The organism is Anabaena sp. CCY 0017 (genome assembly GCF_963920885.1).
GTDB lineage: Bacteria > Cyanobacteriota > Cyanobacteriia > Cyanobacteriales > Nostocaceae > Nodularia.
Window position 1 is genome coordinate 1 of sequence record NZ_CAWUDG010000015.1, and the last position, 18,901, is coordinate 18,901.

At 41.5% G+C, this 18,901-nt stretch carries 13 protein-coding genes and 1 pseudogene; 4 read left to right on the top strand and 10 right to left on the bottom strand.

Features of this window, described 5'->3' with window-relative positions:
* Positions 1–244 precede the first annotated feature (244 nt).
* Both ACM0OW_RS17160 and queG read right to left on the bottom strand, forming a co-directional pair.
* Positions 245–880 carry an HAD-IA family hydrolase gene (locus tag ACM0OW_RS17160; RefSeq protein WP_414551369.1) on the bottom strand — a complete coding sequence of 212 codons (636 nt, stop codon included), beginning with the start codon at positions 878–880 and terminating at the stop codon, positions 245–247.
* Positions 855–1,830, bottom strand: a pseudogene (queG, locus tag ACM0OW_RS17165) (tRNA epoxyqueuosine(34) reductase QueG). Before queG ends, ACM0OW_RS17160 begins: the two are co-directional and overlap by 26 nt.
* Before the next feature lie 392 nt (positions 1,831–2,222).
* On the opposite strand from queG, the gene ACM0OW_RS17170 reads away from it, so the two are divergent.
* Complete coding sequence (locus ACM0OW_RS17170; RefSeq protein ID WP_414551370.1) at positions 2,223–2,672, top strand: ketosteroid isomerase family protein; 450 nt, start codon at positions 2,223–2,225, stop codon at positions 2,670–2,672.
* 18 nt (positions 2,673–2,690) lie between these two features.
* Here ACM0OW_RS17170 and ACM0OW_RS17175 read toward each other — a convergent pair whose 3' ends face one another.
* The 4 genes from ACM0OW_RS17175 to ACM0OW_RS17190 all read right to left on the bottom strand — a co-directional run bounded on the left by ACM0OW_RS17175 (position 2,691) and on the right by ACM0OW_RS17190 (position 6,581).
* Positions 2,691–3,131, bottom strand: a complete 441-nt coding sequence (locus ACM0OW_RS17175) for a hypothetical protein (protein WP_414551473.1) — start codon at positions 3,129–3,131, stop codon at positions 2,691–2,693.
* A gap of 451 nt (positions 3,132–3,582) precedes the next feature.
* The gene (locus tag ACM0OW_RS17180; RefSeq protein ID WP_414551371.1) at positions 3,583–4,008 is read right to left on the bottom strand and encodes an ATP-binding protein; all 426 of its coding nucleotides are present in this window, start codon (positions 4,006–4,008) and stop codon (positions 3,583–3,585) included.
* Between the two features lie 3 nt (positions 4,009–4,011).
* Positions 4,012–5,685: a SpoIIE family protein phosphatase gene (locus ACM0OW_RS17185; protein ID WP_414551372.1), complete on the bottom strand. Its 1,674-nt coding sequence runs from the start codon at positions 5,683–5,685 to the stop codon at positions 4,012–4,014.
* A gap of 179 nt (positions 5,686–5,864) precedes the next feature.
* Positions 5,865–6,581 (bottom strand): response regulator, encoded by a 717-nt coding sequence (locus tag ACM0OW_RS17190; protein WP_414551373.1) that lies wholly within the window; start codon positions 6,579–6,581, stop codon positions 5,865–5,867.
* A 499-nt stretch (positions 6,582–7,080) separates the two neighbouring features.
* Here ACM0OW_RS17190 and ACM0OW_RS17195 point away from each other — a divergent pair, with 499 nt between their 5' ends.
* Complete coding sequence (locus ACM0OW_RS17195) at positions 7,081–7,833, top strand: WecB/TagA/CpsF family glycosyltransferase (protein ID WP_414551474.1); 753 nt, start codon at positions 7,081–7,083, stop codon at positions 7,831–7,833.
* Positions 7,834–8,037: 204 nt separating this feature from the next.
* Positions 8,038–8,805: a cell division ATP-binding protein FtsE gene (gene ftsE / locus ACM0OW_RS17200; protein ID WP_414551374.1), complete on the top strand. Its 768-nt coding sequence runs from the start codon at positions 8,038–8,040 to the stop codon at positions 8,803–8,805.
* 114 nt (positions 8,806–8,919) lie between these two features.
* Here ftsE and ACM0OW_RS17205 read toward each other — a convergent pair whose 3' ends face one another.
* The 4 genes from ACM0OW_RS17205 to ACM0OW_RS17220 form a co-directional block, all read right to left on the bottom strand.
* Positions 8,920–10,722 carry a YbjN domain-containing protein gene (locus ACM0OW_RS17205; RefSeq protein ID WP_414551375.1) on the bottom strand — a complete coding sequence of 601 codons (1,803 nt, stop codon included), beginning with the start codon at positions 10,720–10,722 and terminating at the stop codon, positions 8,920–8,922.
* A 185-nt stretch (positions 10,723–10,907) separates the two neighbouring features.
* Complete coding sequence (locus ACM0OW_RS17210) at positions 10,908–11,645, bottom strand: hypothetical protein (RefSeq protein WP_414551376.1); 738 nt, start codon at positions 11,643–11,645, stop codon at positions 10,908–10,910.
* A gap of 11 nt (positions 11,646–11,656) precedes the next feature.
* Complete coding sequence (locus tag ACM0OW_RS17215) at positions 11,657–16,669, bottom strand: eCIS core domain-containing protein (protein ID WP_414551377.1); 5,013 nt, start codon at positions 16,667–16,669, stop codon at positions 11,657–11,659.
* Between the two features lie 339 nt (positions 16,670–17,008).
* The gene (locus ACM0OW_RS17220) at positions 17,009–17,926 is read right to left on the bottom strand and encodes a metallophosphoesterase family protein (RefSeq protein ID WP_414551378.1); all 918 of its coding nucleotides are present in this window, start codon (positions 17,924–17,926) and stop codon (positions 17,009–17,011) included.
* Positions 17,927–18,053: 127 nt separating this feature from the next.
* Between ACM0OW_RS17220 and ACM0OW_RS17225 the strand changes: the two genes are divergently transcribed.
* Positions 18,054–18,896 carry a hypothetical protein gene (locus tag ACM0OW_RS17225; protein ID WP_414551379.1) on the top strand — a complete coding sequence of 281 codons (843 nt, stop codon included), beginning with the start codon at positions 18,054–18,056 and terminating at the stop codon, positions 18,894–18,896.
* Positions 18,897–18,901 lie beyond the last annotated feature (5 nt).

The following is an 18,901-nucleotide window of genomic DNA, read 5'->3' on the forward strand; positions in this document are numbered from 1 at the left end:
CTTGTCCTCCTCTTTATTTATTAAGGGTTTTACGTTAAGTTGACACCAATGAGCAGTGCTAAACCCCTACGAAATATGTACGTTTTAGTTTTGTACATATTTGGTACTTATTGTCAACGCGTAAGTCCTATAAATTTTGCCAACTTTTACCAGTATTGAATATGGGATTTTCAAAGCCTCTCTCTATGAGGGAGAGGTTTAGAGAGTGGTTATTCAGTCATTTTGGCAATTGACAAATAACCTCTCAACACTTTTTGATCACTTCTAATAGTTGGCTAGGATGGTTAATCAAAAAATCGGGATTTTGTTGAGCTAAAGCTTCTGGAGAATTGAAACCCCAAGCGACTGCAATCACTTTAATATTAGCTTTTCTGGAAGCTTCTATATCTCTAGTTTCATCACCGACATAAATGACGGCTTGAGTTTTGAGTTGTTTTTGTCTTAAAACGTTATTAATTATGGTGGTTTTACCAAAAATTGTGACTCCTGAATAAATAAAGTCGAATAAATATGCTAATTCGTTATTTTTTAGAAAAGCCGTCACATTTTCTTGAGAATTAGACGTGATAATTCCTAATCGATAACCTTCTTCTTGCAATTCTATTAAAGCGGCGTGAATACCTGGTATCGGTCTTAATTCTTGAATTTTTTGTTTTAATTCTCCTTTAACTTTTTTAAGTAAAAACGGAATTTTAAATAAAGAGATTCCTGAGTATTTAATAATTTCTCTAGAGCTAAAGGTTCTTAACCGAGCCAGTTCTTCTGGAGTAATTTGGATATAACCAAACTCTACAGCTAAACGATTGGCAATAGTCACAAGAGCATCTACTGTATCCGCTATTGTGCCGTCAAAATCAAAAATAATTACTTTCTGGGTCATTCTTTAAGTTTGGATGCGTCAAGATTAGCACGGGCGTTTCGTCTGAACATTTCTGGCTTAATCCGCCGCAAGGCTGATGCGGGAAATCGTTTATCCCACTCCTCGGTTGAGATGTTGGCTAATTCTATCAGCTGAGGTGCAATATTAGCAGGATACGGTTGAAAGTCTGTTACATCGGTTGTCTGGGAAAAACGCTGATTCCACGGACACACATCTTGGCAAATGTCGCAACCAGCAACCCAACCTTGTAAATTAGGTGCTATTGTCTCTGGTAATGTTTCCGACCGATTTTCGATGGTATGATAGGCGATGCAGCGATTAGCATCGACTACAAACGGTTGGGTAATTGCGCCTGTGGGACAAGCGTCTAGACAACGAGTGCAGCTACCACAGTGTTCTGTATGTGGGCGATCGCTCTCTAATTCCAGATTAGTGATGATCTCTCCTAAGAATACCCAAGAACCATATTCTCTAGTAATCACATTACCATTTTTGGCAATCCAACCAATCCCGGCTCGTTGCGCCCACACTTTATCTTGTACCGGGCCAGTGTCTGCATAATATCTCGCTTCAATACCAGCCCCCAATGATTCTAGCCAGAACATCAGCGCCTTGAGCTTTTTATGCATGACCTTATGATAGTCCCTACCCCAGCCATAGCGAGAGATTTTGGCATATTCTTCGCCTTCAGGACGTTGATCTGGGGTGTAGTAATTGAGGGCGACAGATATAAGCGATCGCGCCTCTGGCATAATTAAGCTTATATCTTGACGCTTGGGACTATTCATCCACTCCATATCAGCGTGATAACCCAAACTTATCCATGCTTGTAACCTCTGCGCGTCTGTATTATCTACCCCATCTACAGCCGTAATCCCAACTTTGTGGAAACCCAACTCTCTGGCTTTTTCTTTAACTACACTGCTGCTAGTCACAGAATGCTGTTCCATTTTTCTGATGTGAATTTAGCCCCAATCATAGGCAACTTATTTATACATTATCCTTTGAAAACCAGTGTTCAACATTTGCGAATATACATACATATAATAATTAGGAGTATGTCAGCAAATCTCTGTGCTTCGCAAAGCAGTAGCTGATATGAGTGTTGATCCTTTTTTTGAGTAATGAGTGCTGAGTGGGTAGGGGCGGGTTTAAGCAATCAGTCTGTGGTTCGTCGAAATCCTTAGTAAACCCGCCCGTACAGGAGTAATGAGTGCTGAGTGCAAACAGACAAAGAGACGGGGAAATATTCGCACTTTCGGCAATCTATTTCTAGAGTATCTTTTTTTTATTCTATTTTTATCTTTTAATTAACTTCAGCTAGCGTAATGAAGATAAATATATGACAACTGCTGAATCTATGCAGGCAACGCAGAGAAATGTCGCCCCTATCAACACTGAAAAATTCCAGATAGACGGAATCGCCGAACCCATTATCCAGCTTTACTTTGAGACTCTCAACGCCGGAGAATATACAGCAACTGCGGCACTATTTGCTGATCATGGCGTGATGTATCCGCCTTTTGAATCTGGTATTGTGGGACGAGAGGCGATCGCTCTATATTTAGAACAAGAAGCTGACAATATTCAAGCTTGTCCCCGTCAAGGAATTGTCGAAACTTGTGAAAATGACCAAACCCAATTTCAGGTAACAGGTAAAGCGCAAACTTCCTGGTGTGGTGTTAATGTCACTTGGTTTTTTATCCTCAACCAACAACGGCAAATTATCAGCACCAAAATCAAACTATTAGGTTCTCCCCAAGAGTTACTTGCTCTGCGCCAACCAGATTAGCCTCCATTTTGAATTGAGTTATTTTTTGGTAACGGATGCTTGTAGCAAAGAGCGCATTAACAATTTCCGACCTAAATCAATATCTGAGGGCGAACATTGCCATTCTGGGTGTGCAGTCATTAATAAGCTATCTAAGGTTTCTTGGTCAAACAGATGCCAAACCGGAGCATGATTAATTTCTTCTTCCACAGCATAACAGTTAGGACTGACACAGTGAATTGTGCAATCACTGGCAATTCTGTTCACAGTCATTTGTTCTCCAGGCTGCAAAGAGCGAAATTGGCGGATAGCTTGCTGCAATTCACTCATTGAAGAAACTACTAATCCAGGTATAGCTATTGTAAAATTTTTGTCTCCATTGACTGTAATCCAGTAATGACGACTGGGATCGATACCCTGTAGCCAAGGTGATTCGTCATCCAGGCGATAGCGTGGCGACAAACAAAATAAAGCTTCCATAGATTTCGTCATAACAACTTTGGTTGATTTTCGTGTAATTATTTACACCCTTGGCTAATACTGGATTTGTAGAGCTATTGCCATTAGCTGTTTGTGTAGATATAAAATTGGCAGTTAAGCTTGCTACTGTATCCAGTATTTAATAATTACCAGTCATAAATCAACTTAAATTAGCAAAAATTATTATCTAACTTAACATATATTAATAAATTCACTTTTAGTTCCGCCTCAGTAGCTGGATTTAATAGGCGAGGTTTAATAACCTCATACAGAGGAATTTTCAGCAGTTTGTCAATTTATCTGAATTTAATAAATAAAAAAATGAACCCTGTAATGATAAATACAGAAAAAACAAGCTGCCTGAAAGTCGTTTCTTAGCTCGGTGAGGTAGGTTGCCTCAATGAAAAAGGATCGTCATCTCCAAATTAAACTGCCCAAATTGTCACAATTGTTAACTAGTTAATTCTGGTAGAGTAGCTTCTAACTTCAGGCAATTAGCCCCATCAACTTGCAACTGATATTCAACATTATCCATCAGACGATTCATAATCAGCCATCCATAACCGCCTTCTTGTTTATCTGTAGGATTAGGCGGAAAGTAAGTAGACATATCAAAGCCTTCGCCATAGTCCCAAATTTCTATCGCAATATCTCGGTTTTTCAGTTCCAAGCGCAGCAGAATCGGTAAACTAGGCTGTTCTTTGTGGGCATGACGGACTACATTTGAATATGCTTCCACCAAAGCTAGGCGCAAACGACTTGATTGCCTTGACCAATCAACTGATTCTTTGAGATGGATTTTTAAGCATCCTAGTAACCAGCTTTCAACAATATTTAAATAATTCAGATCACTTGGTACATGAAGCTCACTTTTCATTACCTAAAAAACCTCCAGAGAAAGTATAGTTTGATCATCTTCTTGAACGTGATTATCTGCCTGAATTCGAGCGAGTAAATTCTCCAGAGATAACGGTTGGGGTTCTCTTTGTAAGATTTGCCAAAGCCCTTCTTGATTGAGCATAGAACGCCTAATTAGCTGTCCGTTATCCTCTATATTTTCGTAATTTAATAATTGATTTGATACCATCGCTTCGGTAATGCCATCACTAGCTAATAATAAAGAATCTCCAGAAGCAAGAACTAAGCGACCCGACTCTGCCTGCCATTGAGGCAAGATACCCAAAGGAATGCTACGTACTTTGAGATAATTAGGGTTAATACCTACAGTAGTTTGATGTGACCAAAGCAGGGGATAGATGTGACCGGCATTAGCATAAACTAATTCTTTAGTGGTAGGAGTGTAACGAGCTAAGATCAGGGTAATAAAGCAATTGTTGCTAATCAAGTCATCACAAAGAGCATTGTTGAGGTTATGTAATACTACATTGGGTTCGGCTGGTGTTTCTTGAGCTAATTCCCGGCGTAATACCGAAATTGCACTAGCCATGAATAAAGCAGCTGGAACACCCTTACCGGAAACATCACCTACAGCTAACCATAAATCGCCCTTGGGATGAACAAAGACCTCAAAAAAATCGCCTCCCACTTCATGCGCCGGGTAACAACAGGCTTGCACCTTCCCACCTGGGATATCAGGTAACGTTTGGCGTAGCAGATTGTTTTGAATTTGGCGAGCAACTTCCAATTCCGTTTTGAGTTGTGCTTGCTTTTCCTGGAGGCGCTGGTAGAGTTTTGCCTGGGAGAGAGCTAAAGCTGCTTGTTCAGCTACACATACCATCAAGTCGATTTCTTCCTCTTGCCAAAGTTGCTCGTCTCCCCACTGGTAGATAGCAAGAATTGCTAGCAAATGCTGCTGATAAGCCAGGGGTACAACCATCTGCTGACAGTGCTGGCCATCATAAGTCTCTTGAGTCAGTTGATAATGGTGAGTTTGCAGAACTTTTTCAATTAATATACTGGGGTCATAAGCACAATTAGCTAAACTAGACTTAGAATCCACGTAGCAAAATTCGTCTTCTGTCAAGCGGTCTCTTTCCACTGGTCTAAGCAAACAACAAGTAGTTGCAAATGTCTGTCCAATGGTAGTGACAATTCTTTGCAGCATACTGTCATAATCCAGGGATTCCCGAATTGCCGTTGTCACCGCATTGAATAAAGATTCTCGACGCAAAGCGCGACTTAATTCGCGGGTACGCCTCTTGACTAGGCAATATATATCAGTGGCTTGCTCAACTAATGCTTTAAGTTGATCAGGACTCCAGGGTTTGGTGATGTACTTGAATACTTGACCGGAGTTAATTGCAGCTACCAAATCCTCAACATCAGTAAAACCAGTCAGTAAAATCCGAATGGTATCGGGAAAGCGGGGGACTGTGAGACTAAGAAACTCAGTACCGTTCATTTCCGGCATTCTTTGATCCGAAATAATCACGGCCATCTCGCCTTCTTTGTCCAGAATTTGGAGCGCACTCAGGGCATCATGAGCTTTGTATACTTGAAAATTTCGCCTAAAAGTACGATAGAGTAAGTCTAAGTTATCCGGCTCATCGTCTACGACCATGAGCTTTAATTTTGCTATGTCTGTTAGAGTCATATTTGACTGGAAATTTTGGGATACTAAAATGGCGAGATTTGGCAATTTTTATCCCACCTGTTACCTAAAGATTAAAAGTAATCTTTAAAGAGAAGTTACCCACTTTGAACTGATGAATTTACTCACAGTTTTCAACTTTAGTGGAGTTGACTTGATGATATTTACACTCACATTTAACTTTATCCCACCAATCCAGAACGCAAGGCGCGTACTGCCGCTTGAGTGCGGTCATCAGCACATAGCTTATTCAGAATATTTCTGACGTGTGTTTTCACTGTGCCAACGGTAATATAAAGTCGTTCGGCAATGAGTGCATTGCTACAACCTTCGACGATCAACTGTAACACTTCTAACTCCCTTTCTGTAAGGGTATAAGCGTCAATATTTTCCTTCTCCTCAGATTCTGAGTTTAGGGAAATATTTTGATGATCGGTGGCAACGGTTTGTCGCCAGGAGGGACTCTCCTGTGCTTGTTGTAACACAATTCGCGCGATCGCTGGATCAATCCACGCATTGCCATCGTAAGTGACTCTCACGGCTTCGAGTAAATTATCAAACTTGATATCCTTCATACAGTACGAGTCAGCCCCAGCTGCAAAAGCTGCCAGCACAGCTTCCTTGTTATCCTGGAGCGTTAAAATCAGCACTTTGGTTGCTGAATCGTCTCCATTAGTGAAGGCTTTTAATTCCCTTGTCAGTTCAATACCATCCTTGTCTGGTAAACCAATATCGACAATGGCAATATCTGGTCGTACCTTTTTTAACATTTTTAGCCCTTCTGCCGCATTAGTAGCTTCTCCGACAATTTCAATTTCTTTCCTTTGTAGTAAAGCTGTCCGAATCCCTACACGAGTGAGGTCATGATCTTCAATCAGAGCAATCCGAATTGTATTCATAGTCAAATTCCACACGTTACATTACTTTAACTTTAGAATGGAGTCCACGAATCTCTTCGCTCTGGAAGCCCACTAATGTGATTTAGAGAAAATACTTGCTCAAAAATCCCATATAGATGCAGTTTCAAGATATTTGGACAGCACTTAACCTCAATTAGTTTCTTCTTACTTTCTATTGTGGCAGGTGTGTGAACTCGCAAGATGAGTTAAATTGAGCTAAAACCAATGTTTTTGGTTTGGTTTGCCATAGATAACCGTAAAATCGCGGATTAAGAGCTACTTAAGTAATATAAAGCCGTTTTGTTACATACTGTTGCAATTACCAAATTTTGCAAATTTTAATGTAGCCTATTAAATTATTGAGTCAGTAATTATTCTAGTTTTAGCTGCCTAATGAGATAAATTATTTATTGCTAAATTTTCGACGCACGGTCTCTGAAAAAATTTGATAAACTTACGGTCGGGAGAATTTGGTATGAGTCTAGTTCAAGATTGGGCTATGTTTAAATCGCCTCAAGTGTTTTCGGTACTGGGAATACCAGTTCATGTGATGAGTAATTATCCTGGCTGGTTGCTGGAATGCCTGCAACACAGCAGGGGTACTCATGTAGTTACGCTGAATGCAGAAATGACAATGCAGGCAGAACAGAATCAAACTCTGGCTCAAATTATTCAAAATGCCGAGCTAGTAATTCCAGATGGTGCGGGAGTAGTTCTGTATTTGCGATGGCTGTTTTGGCAAGAAGTACAGCGTTGTCCTGGGATTGAGCTAGCAGAAACCCTGTTGCAGGAACTGGGACAACAAAAATCAGAGGCCAAAATTTTTTTCTACGGTGGAACACCTGAAGTAGTTGTAAAAGCAGCAGAATTTTGGCATCAGCAAACTCCTACCTTGAATTTAGTAGGTACTCATTCTGGCTACCATACCCCAGAAGAAGAAGAGCAGTTAAAACAAACACTCACCCAATTGCAGCCACAAGTCATTTTTGTGGGTTTGGGAGTACCACGTCAAGAGTTATGGATTGCCCAAAACCGTCATTTATGCCCCGAAGCAATTTGGATTGGTGTTGGTGGTAGTTTCGATATTTGGTCAGGGGTCAAAACTCGCGCTCCGGCTTGGTTAGGAAATAACAACTTGGAATGGCTGTATCGGCTATATCAAGAACCCTGGCGTTGGCGGCGGATGTTGGCTTTACCGCAATTTGCTGTGAAAGCTTTTATTTATCGTTTGACTGCAAGGGGTGCAATATAGGGCTGAGGGCTGAGACGCGATAAATCGCGTCTGTACAAGAACAGAGTGTAATTACTTAGTTAAATATTCGGTGCTTTAACAAATTTTTATTTTTGGACTTTCTATTTGAGATTCCTGGCTTCTAAGTGGGAATCCTGGTGTTAAGGTTAATTTCAAATCACAAATTTCCGGCGATTTGGTTGAGGATGTGAGGAAACTTGAGTAATGCCAGTATTAACAACCACAAAAAATACTGATAAATCAGACAAAACGGCAGATAAAAAGAGTCAACAGCATACTAGTAATACGGCGGTAATGGTACAGTTGCAGTCTGTGACCAAAACCTACGCCAATGGCTGTCACGCCTTATTGGATGTGAATCTGGAGGTGAAACAGCAAGATTTTTTGTTTATTACAGGGCCAAGTGGTTCGGGTAAATCCACCCTGTTAAAACTCTTGTATGGTCAAGAGTTATCCACTCAGGGTGATGTAATTGTTAATGGCTATAATATCAAGAGTTTACGAGGCGATCGCTTGTCAGGATTACGGCGACGCATTGGGATTGTATTTCAAGACTATAAATTGATTCCTCAGCGCACAGTGGCAGAAAATATTACCTTTGTGTTGCAAGCTCAAGGATATACTCGTAAGGAAATTCATCGACGGTTAGCACCAACTTTGAAGTTAGTAGGTTTACTGAGTAAAGCTGACTGTTTTCCCGATCAACTTTCTGGAGGAGAACAACAACGGGTAAGTATTGCGCGTGCGATCGTTGGTACACCTCCGTTACTTTTAGCTGATGAGCCAACAGGTAATCTTGATTCTGACAATTCTTGGCAAGTAATGCAGATTTTACAAAAGTTAAATAACTTTGGAGCAACAGTAATTGTAACTACTCATGATGAACAATTGGTACGTCGGTGCAATCATCCAGTAGTGCAAGTCCGTAATGGAAAAATTTATAGACAATCACCAAAGGTTCAAAATCATTAGATATCAACCGAATTTAAAGGTGCATCTTTCGGATGTTCCCCTCAGCCATTTGCTGGTCGGGTTTTTGACCTCTGCTACATCTATTAAATTTAAAGTTAGTCTAGTGGAAAATATTTATGGAGTAGAAGCCAACCCTGGATCTGGATTTTCAGAGAGATTTTTAATCAATCTTTCAAAAAAGGCTAACTGCTCGTTAAATTGTTCAATCTCAAGTAAATATATTAGTTCTTTGTCACCTAGCAACTTATCTGTTGGTAACTCTTCCAGGCGTTTGTCAATCTTTGCAAATAGTTTTTCTAAATCTTCTATAGCTAGGTTAATCTCAGAATTATCAAATGGTTCTCCAGATTGTTTAGCTCTATCTTTTAATTGCTGTATAAATAATCTTGTCCGTCCCGCCATTTTTGCATAACGTTGAATTAATTTCAGAATTATTCCTGGGAATTTAACTTTTGTAAAGAAACTGAATGCTTCATCAAATACTTCTGTTCCTAAATTACCCAATCTCGTAATAATTAATCTCTTGACTTTCTCGATAATTTCTTGGGTTTGTTTACGCTGATATGGTTCCAGCATCTGCAATGCTTGATGTAATTGACCAATTTCATCTGGTGTTAATTTTGCTAGTATATGAGGTTGTTTTTCCGGTTCTTGCTGTATTTCTGCTTGTGGAGATGGATTAACTGCTAAGTTTTGCTGATTTTCAGCAGGTACAACAGATAACAACTGTTCTTGTTCCTCTGAATCTGGGGGAATATCTGGAGTCAGTTCAATTTGGTTAATTGCTTTTTCCGTCGATACATCTCCAGAAATCACAGACATTATATCCGGGAGATATTCATCCATTGTGGCTATGTTGGCGTAAACCAACTGTTTGATGAGCGCAAAACTCACTCTGTCACCTTCTACATCAATACTGGTTTTGTAGCGAATTTCGCCATCATTAAAGTCCATCTCAAAGTTGCCAATAACTATACCAAAATTAGCTCTAGTAATGAACTCAGCTATAGCCATGTGCTGAGATTCGGAAGCATTTTGGGGGCAAATTGAATAAAAAACGAATTGTTCCTCTTCTTCTCTAGCTTCGGCGTAGCAGTTCCATTTACCATTTTTTCCCTGAAACCCCAGACGCAAGGCTAGTTTTCCTTGAATTTTGGTGAAAGGCCAATCGTCTTGGGTGAGGAAGTTAATTATTGCTTGAAAAATTGGTTGTGTTGAAGTGTTATCTTCTGGGGTATCTTGGGTTAATTCTTGGAAGAAGTTAGATATTGCCCCGATAGTTTCATTAGCGAATTCTTTAGCAGTAATGTTAAGACTATCACTGACTAAATCTTGGAAGAAGTTGGTGATACTCTCAGATATTTGTTCACTAGAAGCTGCTTCTCCTGTAAGGGTTTGGGGACTAACATAAGACCAAAATGTACGATAGCCTGTTTCACCTGATTCCTGCTGCTGTTTGACTGATAAAGCTAACCAACTTTCTGTATATAGTAGGGAGTATGGAGATTTGGGATTTTTAAATAGTTTGTTATTTTTCTCTGTTTCAGATGTTAATCCTGGCTGTTGTTGGCTGAGTTCTAAAATATAGGCTGCTGCTTCATCAGCGTTAGTGGCATTTTCTAGTAAGAGAGGGAGTAAATCGGGTTTGAGAATGGCTTCAATTTGGATATCGGGTGAGGGTTGGAAATCGCCGTTGCTCAGAGGTGTGCTTAGTTCGGGTTTGAGGTTGAATAAGGCTTCTGTTTCGATGCGTTGGTAGAGTTCACAGGTTATGCAGAAGGTGAGATGACATTCAATTATGTTGTCATCTTGTTTGGTTAGGGATAGGGTAATTGTGTGAACCGTTAGGGAAGAGCATGAGGAATCATATAGAATTAATTCGCTATTCAATTGATGATTTTTAGTTTGAACTTCCATAGAAAATTATTTTTAATAGTATAGTGTTTATAATATCCACCAGCTAATTTGTAATATTCTTGGTTAATTATCACTTAATTTGTAGAAGAAACTTTTCCATTTTCGGATTATCAATTTTTTTTAAATTGATGGGTAATCCGTATCAGCAGAATATCCGGTGGCATTTAGGCAATTAATAACCTTAGTCATGGTGTCCACTCGCTGAAAGTCCAGTCAGTCAGTAAGTCATCAATTCTAGTGCGTACTGCGGGGGCAACTTCTTCCCCATCTCGATCTGCAAGAACAATAAAGTCTTCCCAGACGGAAAAACCTGGCGTTCTGGTTAGACAAACGGGTAGTTCACTTCGTACATCAGCGATCGCTAGACACTCATATTGTTCTTGGGGATCAGAAGGAGCTTTTCTCAAACCCAAAACGGTAGGTGAGCCACAGAACTCTTCTAACGAATGATCAAGTGATGAGAGAATAGCCCCACTCTTGATCAACACGAATCCATGCACCTGCCACAATTTTTGTAGACTGGCTGGTATCCTTCCCATAGACTGCTCAAAGGCGCGGATACGCTCAACAGGTGTTGGCAAACCAGCCAGCATAAATCCAGGTTCATACTGGCCAATCTGAGTCTCTTCCCAATCCTTAATGTAGTAGATCAGAGTGGGACCGAGCAAACCGTCAGCTATAGCTATAGCCCAAGTTGACTGATTAAGATATTCCATAAACCGTGGCAACACACTCTTTGCTTCACTCCATATCTCATTGATAAGAGTAGTACATGGTGTGTCAACTACTCGCAACCAAGATGACGGTATTTGAGTGTGGATATGCTGAAGTTGTGCAGTGTCATAAACAGTATGGATCAAACCACCCCATTCATTGAGTAGCTGTTGCCGGACTTCCTTCCAATCTGCATCAGTTGCTATCATGTCTACTTCCTTTAAGGTGGATATGCTGCTGGAGAGGCCTGTGCTGCGGCCAGTGCGTCAGTGCGAATCTTTTGAAGAAAAGCAGCTTGTGTAGTCGGATCACTGGTTATGTTTGCATATAGAGTATGGTTTGCCGGAACTGTACTCAGGATTTTTTGAATTTGTTCAACTACTTGGTCAATTTTATCTTTAGTGAACTGCTCCAACTGCGCTTGAGTAGTGTTCTTAAATTGCGACCCAGTAAAGAGATCACCACTACTCTTGCCTGGGGCGTTAGGGTGAGAAACAGTTCCAGCAAAGCCTGCTAACTGCCCTGCACGTCGCTGGAGAAGAGAATAAGGTCCAGGATGTTTATCTTGATTGTCTTCACACTTACGACATTGTTTGTCTTCCGTAACAGCAGGTCCCTTAGTACTCGTTCCAGCAGCTGATATCTTACCGATATATGGATCTCCAAGACTAATAGACACATTAAAGTTTGTGAGGGCAGTATGGATGACTTTCTTCCACATTGAAGCAGGAATGACATTGTGCGGTCGTGTAATCCCTGAATCAGCATCGCAAGCAGGACAGGTGTTATCTGAAACAGAGACAATCTCGCTGACAAAAGTCTCTGTAGCGCCTGAAGGAGTTCCCTGACTAAAAGTAACTTCCGTGTAAGGTCGATGTGGCTTCACTGACGTATCCCGTTTTTCTTTGAAGTCAACGCTGGCTCCGTGCCGTTTTGCTGCTTCCGTACAAATTGACTTGAAGAATTCCTTTGAAGGATTGATAGTCATCTCATGACCCTTTATCTCCTGAATTAGCGGATCTAGAGATGGAGGCGCACCTGCATATGTTACCAGACCGGCAATAGTAGGGTTAAGTTTTCCATTTAAACTCCATCCTGTCTGGCTCTTATTGAAGATGATCTGGGTTAACCCCGTTTGTTTAGCTACCAGGTTGCCTAACGTTTTGAGTGAGTTTGCTCCATTGAATGTAGCGCTTTGAAGCGGAGGAAGTGTAAGCACATCAGTTTTATCATTTAACTTAGCGTCTGGATGTTCTTTTAGAAGCTTTTTTGTTGCTTGCTTAGGATCTTTCACACTTGCCTGATAGATAACTGTGCCAGATGAAGTCTTTGCGGCTTCTTGAATCAAGTTTTGTGGTGGTTGCTCGATATGTCCCATCTTGGAAGCTGCAAGCGATTTGGGTACATCAATTTTGCCTTCTTTGATATCCTTATCGTCTTTACCCTTCTTACCTTTCCCCTTAAATAAGTTCTTCGCCTTCAGCAGCAACTTGTCGATCGCCTGATCAATCCTCTGGCGAATCTTCTCAACAATAGCCTGAACCTTCTTCGCCAAATTCCCCACACCCAGCAACGAAGCCAAGAAACTAATCACCACAGGTAAAGACTTCGCTAAAGCATTTTCCACCAACTTAGCCGCACCACTCACAGCACCAGAAGCGATCGCGCCCACAGCATCTATAATAGAATTCACCAAATCCATAATTTGGCTACCACTATTGATGAAAAACATCACAATGTCGTAAATCGCCATCGCCGCCTTCACAAACGCCGAAGCGGGATTTAACAACCCAATAATCCATTTCACCCCAGCAGTAATTACCTGAGTAATTACCATGTCCTTAATCTGTGCGATTACCGTCTCTTTCAGGTCAGTGAAATCTGCCTTCACGTGTTCCCACATCCCCATAAAATCGCCACTCATCAACATGGGTAAGATTTCTGAACCTTTTTCCATCCCAGCCATCACAGGCTCACCGAACAGCTTCACCCCTTTCGTGCGAATGTAGTTCCAACTCAGTCCCAACATCTGAGTCACTAAACTAAAAATTCCTGGTAAGCTGAAAATATCTTCTGGTAATTGGATACCCATAGCACCACAGGCTCCAGTCAACCAACCAACTAAACCAGTTTGCAGATGTGTCTCAATTTTGCCCGCAAAGTTTTCAAAACCTTGTCTCAACCCAGTCACCAGGTTGCCTAAAAAGCCAATGGGATCTTTAATAATTGAGCCGACAGCACTAGCGGCTTTAGCCAACACCCCCAGCAGCATATCTTTGAGTTTATTAATACTCTCAATAGCTCCCGCCATAGCATCAAAAGCTTGAGCAAACCAAGGCTGATTTGATGCCTTCATCTCCTGAATTTGGCTATCAAGTTCCTGGAGATTTTCACTATATTGTTGAGTTAGCTGGTCAACTAATTCAGTTTCTTTATCTTGAACACTCTGCTCTAATTGATCAAAATCACTTTGAATATTTTGCGCCGCTTCTACACCTACCTGCTGAAGTGCTTCTGGCAGAGCGTTGACATAATCTTGAATTTTCTGTCTGCCTGCATGAATTTTTTCTTTCGCTGTGGTCAGTTGTTCGACAACATATTGAGAAATATCAGTCAGGCTTTGGTCTATTTCTGCTAAATATAATTCCCTTCCTTGTGTAAAGAAAGCCGTAACTTCCGATGGCACTCCTAGCAGTTCATCTTTTACCCAACGTCCAGCACCCCAAAACCCTTCATACCGTTTTTTGTACTCGGACATCTGAGGAGCAACATACTCTTCAAATTTTTTCTTCGCCGTATCCGCACCTGTCTTAAATCTGTTTGTTACCTCTGTGTCTAAACCATTGAGAACACCTTCAACATCGGACTTAGTTTGCTGATAAATGCCATCAATATCGGTAGCTATTTTAGCCCGTGCTTGCTCATCCTTGGTCTTGGTTTCATCTTGATGACCACTGACTTGAGCTAATAGCTGTTCCCGTTGACCATGCATTCCCTCTAATTGAGTTTGACTGGTGGTCTGTGCTTCAGTTTGTGCTTGGTTTAAAGTCGCTTGTTCCTGTTGACGATAGGCTTGGGGCGCTTCCACAACTTTGGTTTGAGCTGATTTCTTTGCACCGACAGCATTGATAAACTGGGGTTCATTGGAATTTGCCAGTTGTTCTTCAGTCACCTCAGCCTCAGCCATTTGCTGGTCGAGTTTTTGGCTCTCTGCTGTCAGTGGTGCAGATACCTCAGCTTCTGGCTTGGGTTTAGGTGTGGCTTTAGCAGCACCAATATCGGGGGGTTGAGGTCCCACTTCTGGATTTTCTAGTGGTTTTACTGCTTTGGGTTCAATACCACTGCTGTCAGGTGCTGCCTGGGTTTTCTCAGTCACAGGGCCAGTGGCTTGCGCTGTTGCTTCTTGCGCTTGGCTCGATAAGTCTCCCCCTACAGAGTTCAGCAGATTACTATCCTTAAATTTATCAGCCTCTTCTAAGGTGTTTGGTGCAACCGCATTGACCTTATCCATCACTTTTTGCTTGAAGGCTGCGGCGTTGAATTCTCCAGGCGGCTGCTGGTCCATCTCCTGAACTTGCTGGTCTTGGGCTTTGCTCTCTACTTCATTACTGGGTGGTTGAGCTGCATCTTGGGCTTCTTGAGCTTCTACCTGAGCTGGTTCATGTTTTTTGTTTTCTGCTGTGACTCCCTTGGCATTATTGACTACTGCTTGAAATTCTGGATCTTTTTGAGGGGAAGCAGCAGCTTTTGTTCCACCTGTGGTTTTCGCAGCACTACTGCTAGTTTTTCCTGTAGCTGGGGCTTTGGTACTATCAGCTTCACCCTGAATCTCTACTGGGGGTGCAATTGCCGTACTGTTGCTATCAGCTTCACCCTGAATCTTTACTTGGGGTGCAACTGCCGCACCGTCACTAGATTTTTCTGTAGCTGGTTCTTTGGCTCTATCCTGATTCTTAGCTGGTTGCTCTTTCTCTGGTTCAACATCAGCTACTGGTACTGATTCTTGCAGATGTTGTTGCTCTTCCTTAATTGGTTCTTGACGATTTTGCTTTGTTGATTCCTGAGAACCTTGTTTTTTGGACTGGATAACTGATTGCGCTTCAGGAGATGAGGTAAAAAGGGCTTTTGTCTGGATCTTATTTTGCTTGAATGCTTGGTGAGGATTTGATTTAGGCTGAACAGCCCCTGTTTGCTGCACTACATGAGTCAGTTCATGAGCCAATAACCGCTTACCGTCATCTACTCCCGGATTATATTTTCCTGCCCCAAAGTAAACATCTGAACCATGAGTAAACGCCTGCGCCCCCAATTCCTGATTCATCTGCACAGAAGAACTATCTGTATGCACACGTACAGAGCTAAAATCATTGCCAAAACGAGGTTCCATAAAGGAGCGTGTCTGCTCATCTAAGGGACTTCCAGAGCCTTTTTGACTTGCTAAACGGCTCTCTAAACTGGGATTTTCTTGACTGGGAATATTGCCTCCAGCCCTGTGTATAAAGCGCTGAATAAATGGGTTAGTATATATTATTGGCCTGGTCTGAGTGCTATTTCTATTGGACTCTATTTGACGCTGAATCAGTGGGCTGATGGACATTATGGGTTGTCTGGAAACATTTAACTCTACCTGACGCTGAATCAGTGGGTGGATGCTTTGGACTAAAGGTTGTTGCTGAATTGAATCGAATGGTGCTTCCGAATCAGACTGAATTGTTGGGGAATTAGTAGCAGTTGGTGCATCCATTGACATCACCTGTTCTGCCATTGAGTCTGCTTCTTGCTCGTATTTATCCCCTGGTGCGCCTATAGTGAGTTTGGTTTGGAGGGTTGTTTCTTCTTTGTTACCCTCTTGCTGTTCTGTGCTAAATTTTGAAGCCAGCCTTTGGATAGTTCCCCCGTTTGCTGATAAATCAGAGTCATTATTACCTGATTCTCCTGATTCTCCCTGTCCTTGGAGTTTTATTGCATCTTTTTTTAATTTGTTCTCTGTTTCAGGTGATTCCAACTCAAACTTTTGCCCTTCTGGTGTTGTCTGAGTCTGGATGTTGACATTACTGGTACTGAAGACACTCGATGCTGTGTGAGGGGCTTGTATTTCTGATGGTGGGGATGAATTTTGATTTTTCTGTGGTGGGACTACAAAAGAGCGTGGTTTGAATTGATTCTCTGGGGACTCTGTTGGAACTGCGGGATTCCACGAGGAACTATTTTTTTGCACTCTTTCGTAGACCATATTTTGCCCCGCTTTTGACCTAAAGTTAGGAAATATTTTTGCCGCATTGTAACTCAGTATATATTCTTTGTTGTTTGTTGTCTTTTTATCTGTGAAAAAGTTAAAAAACTTGATTAAAGAAAAATATTACTGACATTGGTTTGCAACTCGTAGTCTCGTAGTGGCGTTGTGTGTGTGTGCTATGCGAGAACACAACTCCAGTCGGGGCGGGTATGGCTACGCCACGCCAGCGATAATGGTGGGTTATGGACAATCGTCCTAACCCACCCTACAAATTGGGGATTTTATTTCTGGGAAGTCTCTATTAGTCTGTCATTTGTGTGTACGTGTACACCGTAGCTATAGGGTGGGGAGGATGCCAATTACACCATAATCAAAAACCCGTTTATCAGTACCCATAGCACTCACTTCAATTCTATCTGGATACACGTCATAGGCCGCAAAAGCTAACCTGTCAGCAGAACGTTGTGTCCACTTAGAACGACCTACAGCACGAACACCTGCACCACTCCCAGTAGTTAAATAAGTTGTGCCATCAATAGCATGAGTTCGTTCATAATGGTGGTCGTGACCATTGATGTAAAGTTGCACATTGTACTTTTTAAATAAAGGAGTGAAACGTTTAATCAGTGTTTGATTAACTCCGTAATGACCTGATGAATAAAAGGGATTATGCCCAAATACCACTTTCCAAGGTGCATCACTAAGGCTTAATTCTTGCTCTAACCAAACTACTTGTTTTTCCCAATCAGCATTACCGTTAGTATCTAAAGCAAAAAACTGCACAGCGTCACGGCGAAACGTGTAATAACGCCCTTTCATATTAAAGCCGGGATATTTAATTTGTGGATCACCGTTCTCGGTGCGAATATCGTGATTACCTAAACAAGCATGAAATTTTACGCCCTGGGTCAATAATTCTTTGTAGGGACGCTCAAAAACTGCACCGATTTTTTCAATTTCGCCATTGTTGTAAATGTTGTCTCCCGCTAAAACCACTAAATCATAAGGCTTTTGCTGGTGATAATAATTCATCGCCCCAGCTACGGCATATTGACCTCTAGCACCAGTTCCTGTGTCTGCAACCGAACTAAAACGCAATAGTAACTTTTTTTTGGGTGGGGTAGCAGCTATAACTGCTGAATCGGCAATATTAGCAATTTGGCTATTTTGACGAGCTAACTTCCAGCCTACAAGTCCTGTTCCCATAGTGCCAAGACTGCCTAAAAATAAGAATTGACGGCGTTTCAGGTTCATAAACTTACCAAACTCAATATTTAGTCAGTTTAGCAGCACTTTTTTGGTGATACATTAAGGCAAACAGGCCGCAGCATTAATAATGCCAGTTATTTGTCTTTGAGTCGCTGCTTTTGGGAAAAGTTCCATGTCACAAGACAATCAAAATTCACAACCTGATTCTTCGCCTCAACTACCCATTTGGAAGGTTAAAATCATCCAAATTCTCAGGGGGACGATGGGAATTTTAGAAACGGCGGTAGTCAAACTGGAAACTTTACCCCCACCAGGTGCTGAAGAAACACCCAGTTTTTGGCAACTTCTGGAAACACAATGGAATCGATTTTTAAGACAAGTTCGTTTGTTTATACCATCAAATGTGTCTAACAATTTGTCAGATACAGTGTTGACGGGAATTTTAGCGGTAGTTACTGTGGCGGTAGTTTGGTCAACTGCAACTGTTTTTACGAAGAAGCCGACTGAAGTAGCTACAGTTCCGCAAGTTGAAGAAGTGCCAATTGAGGAAGTTCCAGCACCTACACCGACAATAACTATTCCACCAGAGTTAACAGCACCAGAAGCAACGCCGGAACCTATCCCGGAAACAACGCCGGAACCTATCCCGGAACCAACGCCAGAACCTGTACCGGAACCAACGCCTATCGTCAAATTAACACCAGAAGAATCTTTGATCGCAGCTATTGAAAATCAAGTGGCTGAAATAAGCGATCGCTTTGCCTCTGGTCTGATACAGTCAATACAAGCTAACTTCCGTACCAGTAATTTGATTGTCAAAATTAATGACGATTGGTACACTCTCCCAGAAACTGAACAAAAGCAACTAGCGGCGGAAATATTACAACGCGCTCAAGAACTTGATTTTACTCATTTAGAAATTCTCGACTCCCAAGACAAGCTGATAGCACGTAACCCAGTTGTTGGTAATGAGATGATTATTTTTCAACAGTACAGAAACCAACCATCAAATTAGCACAA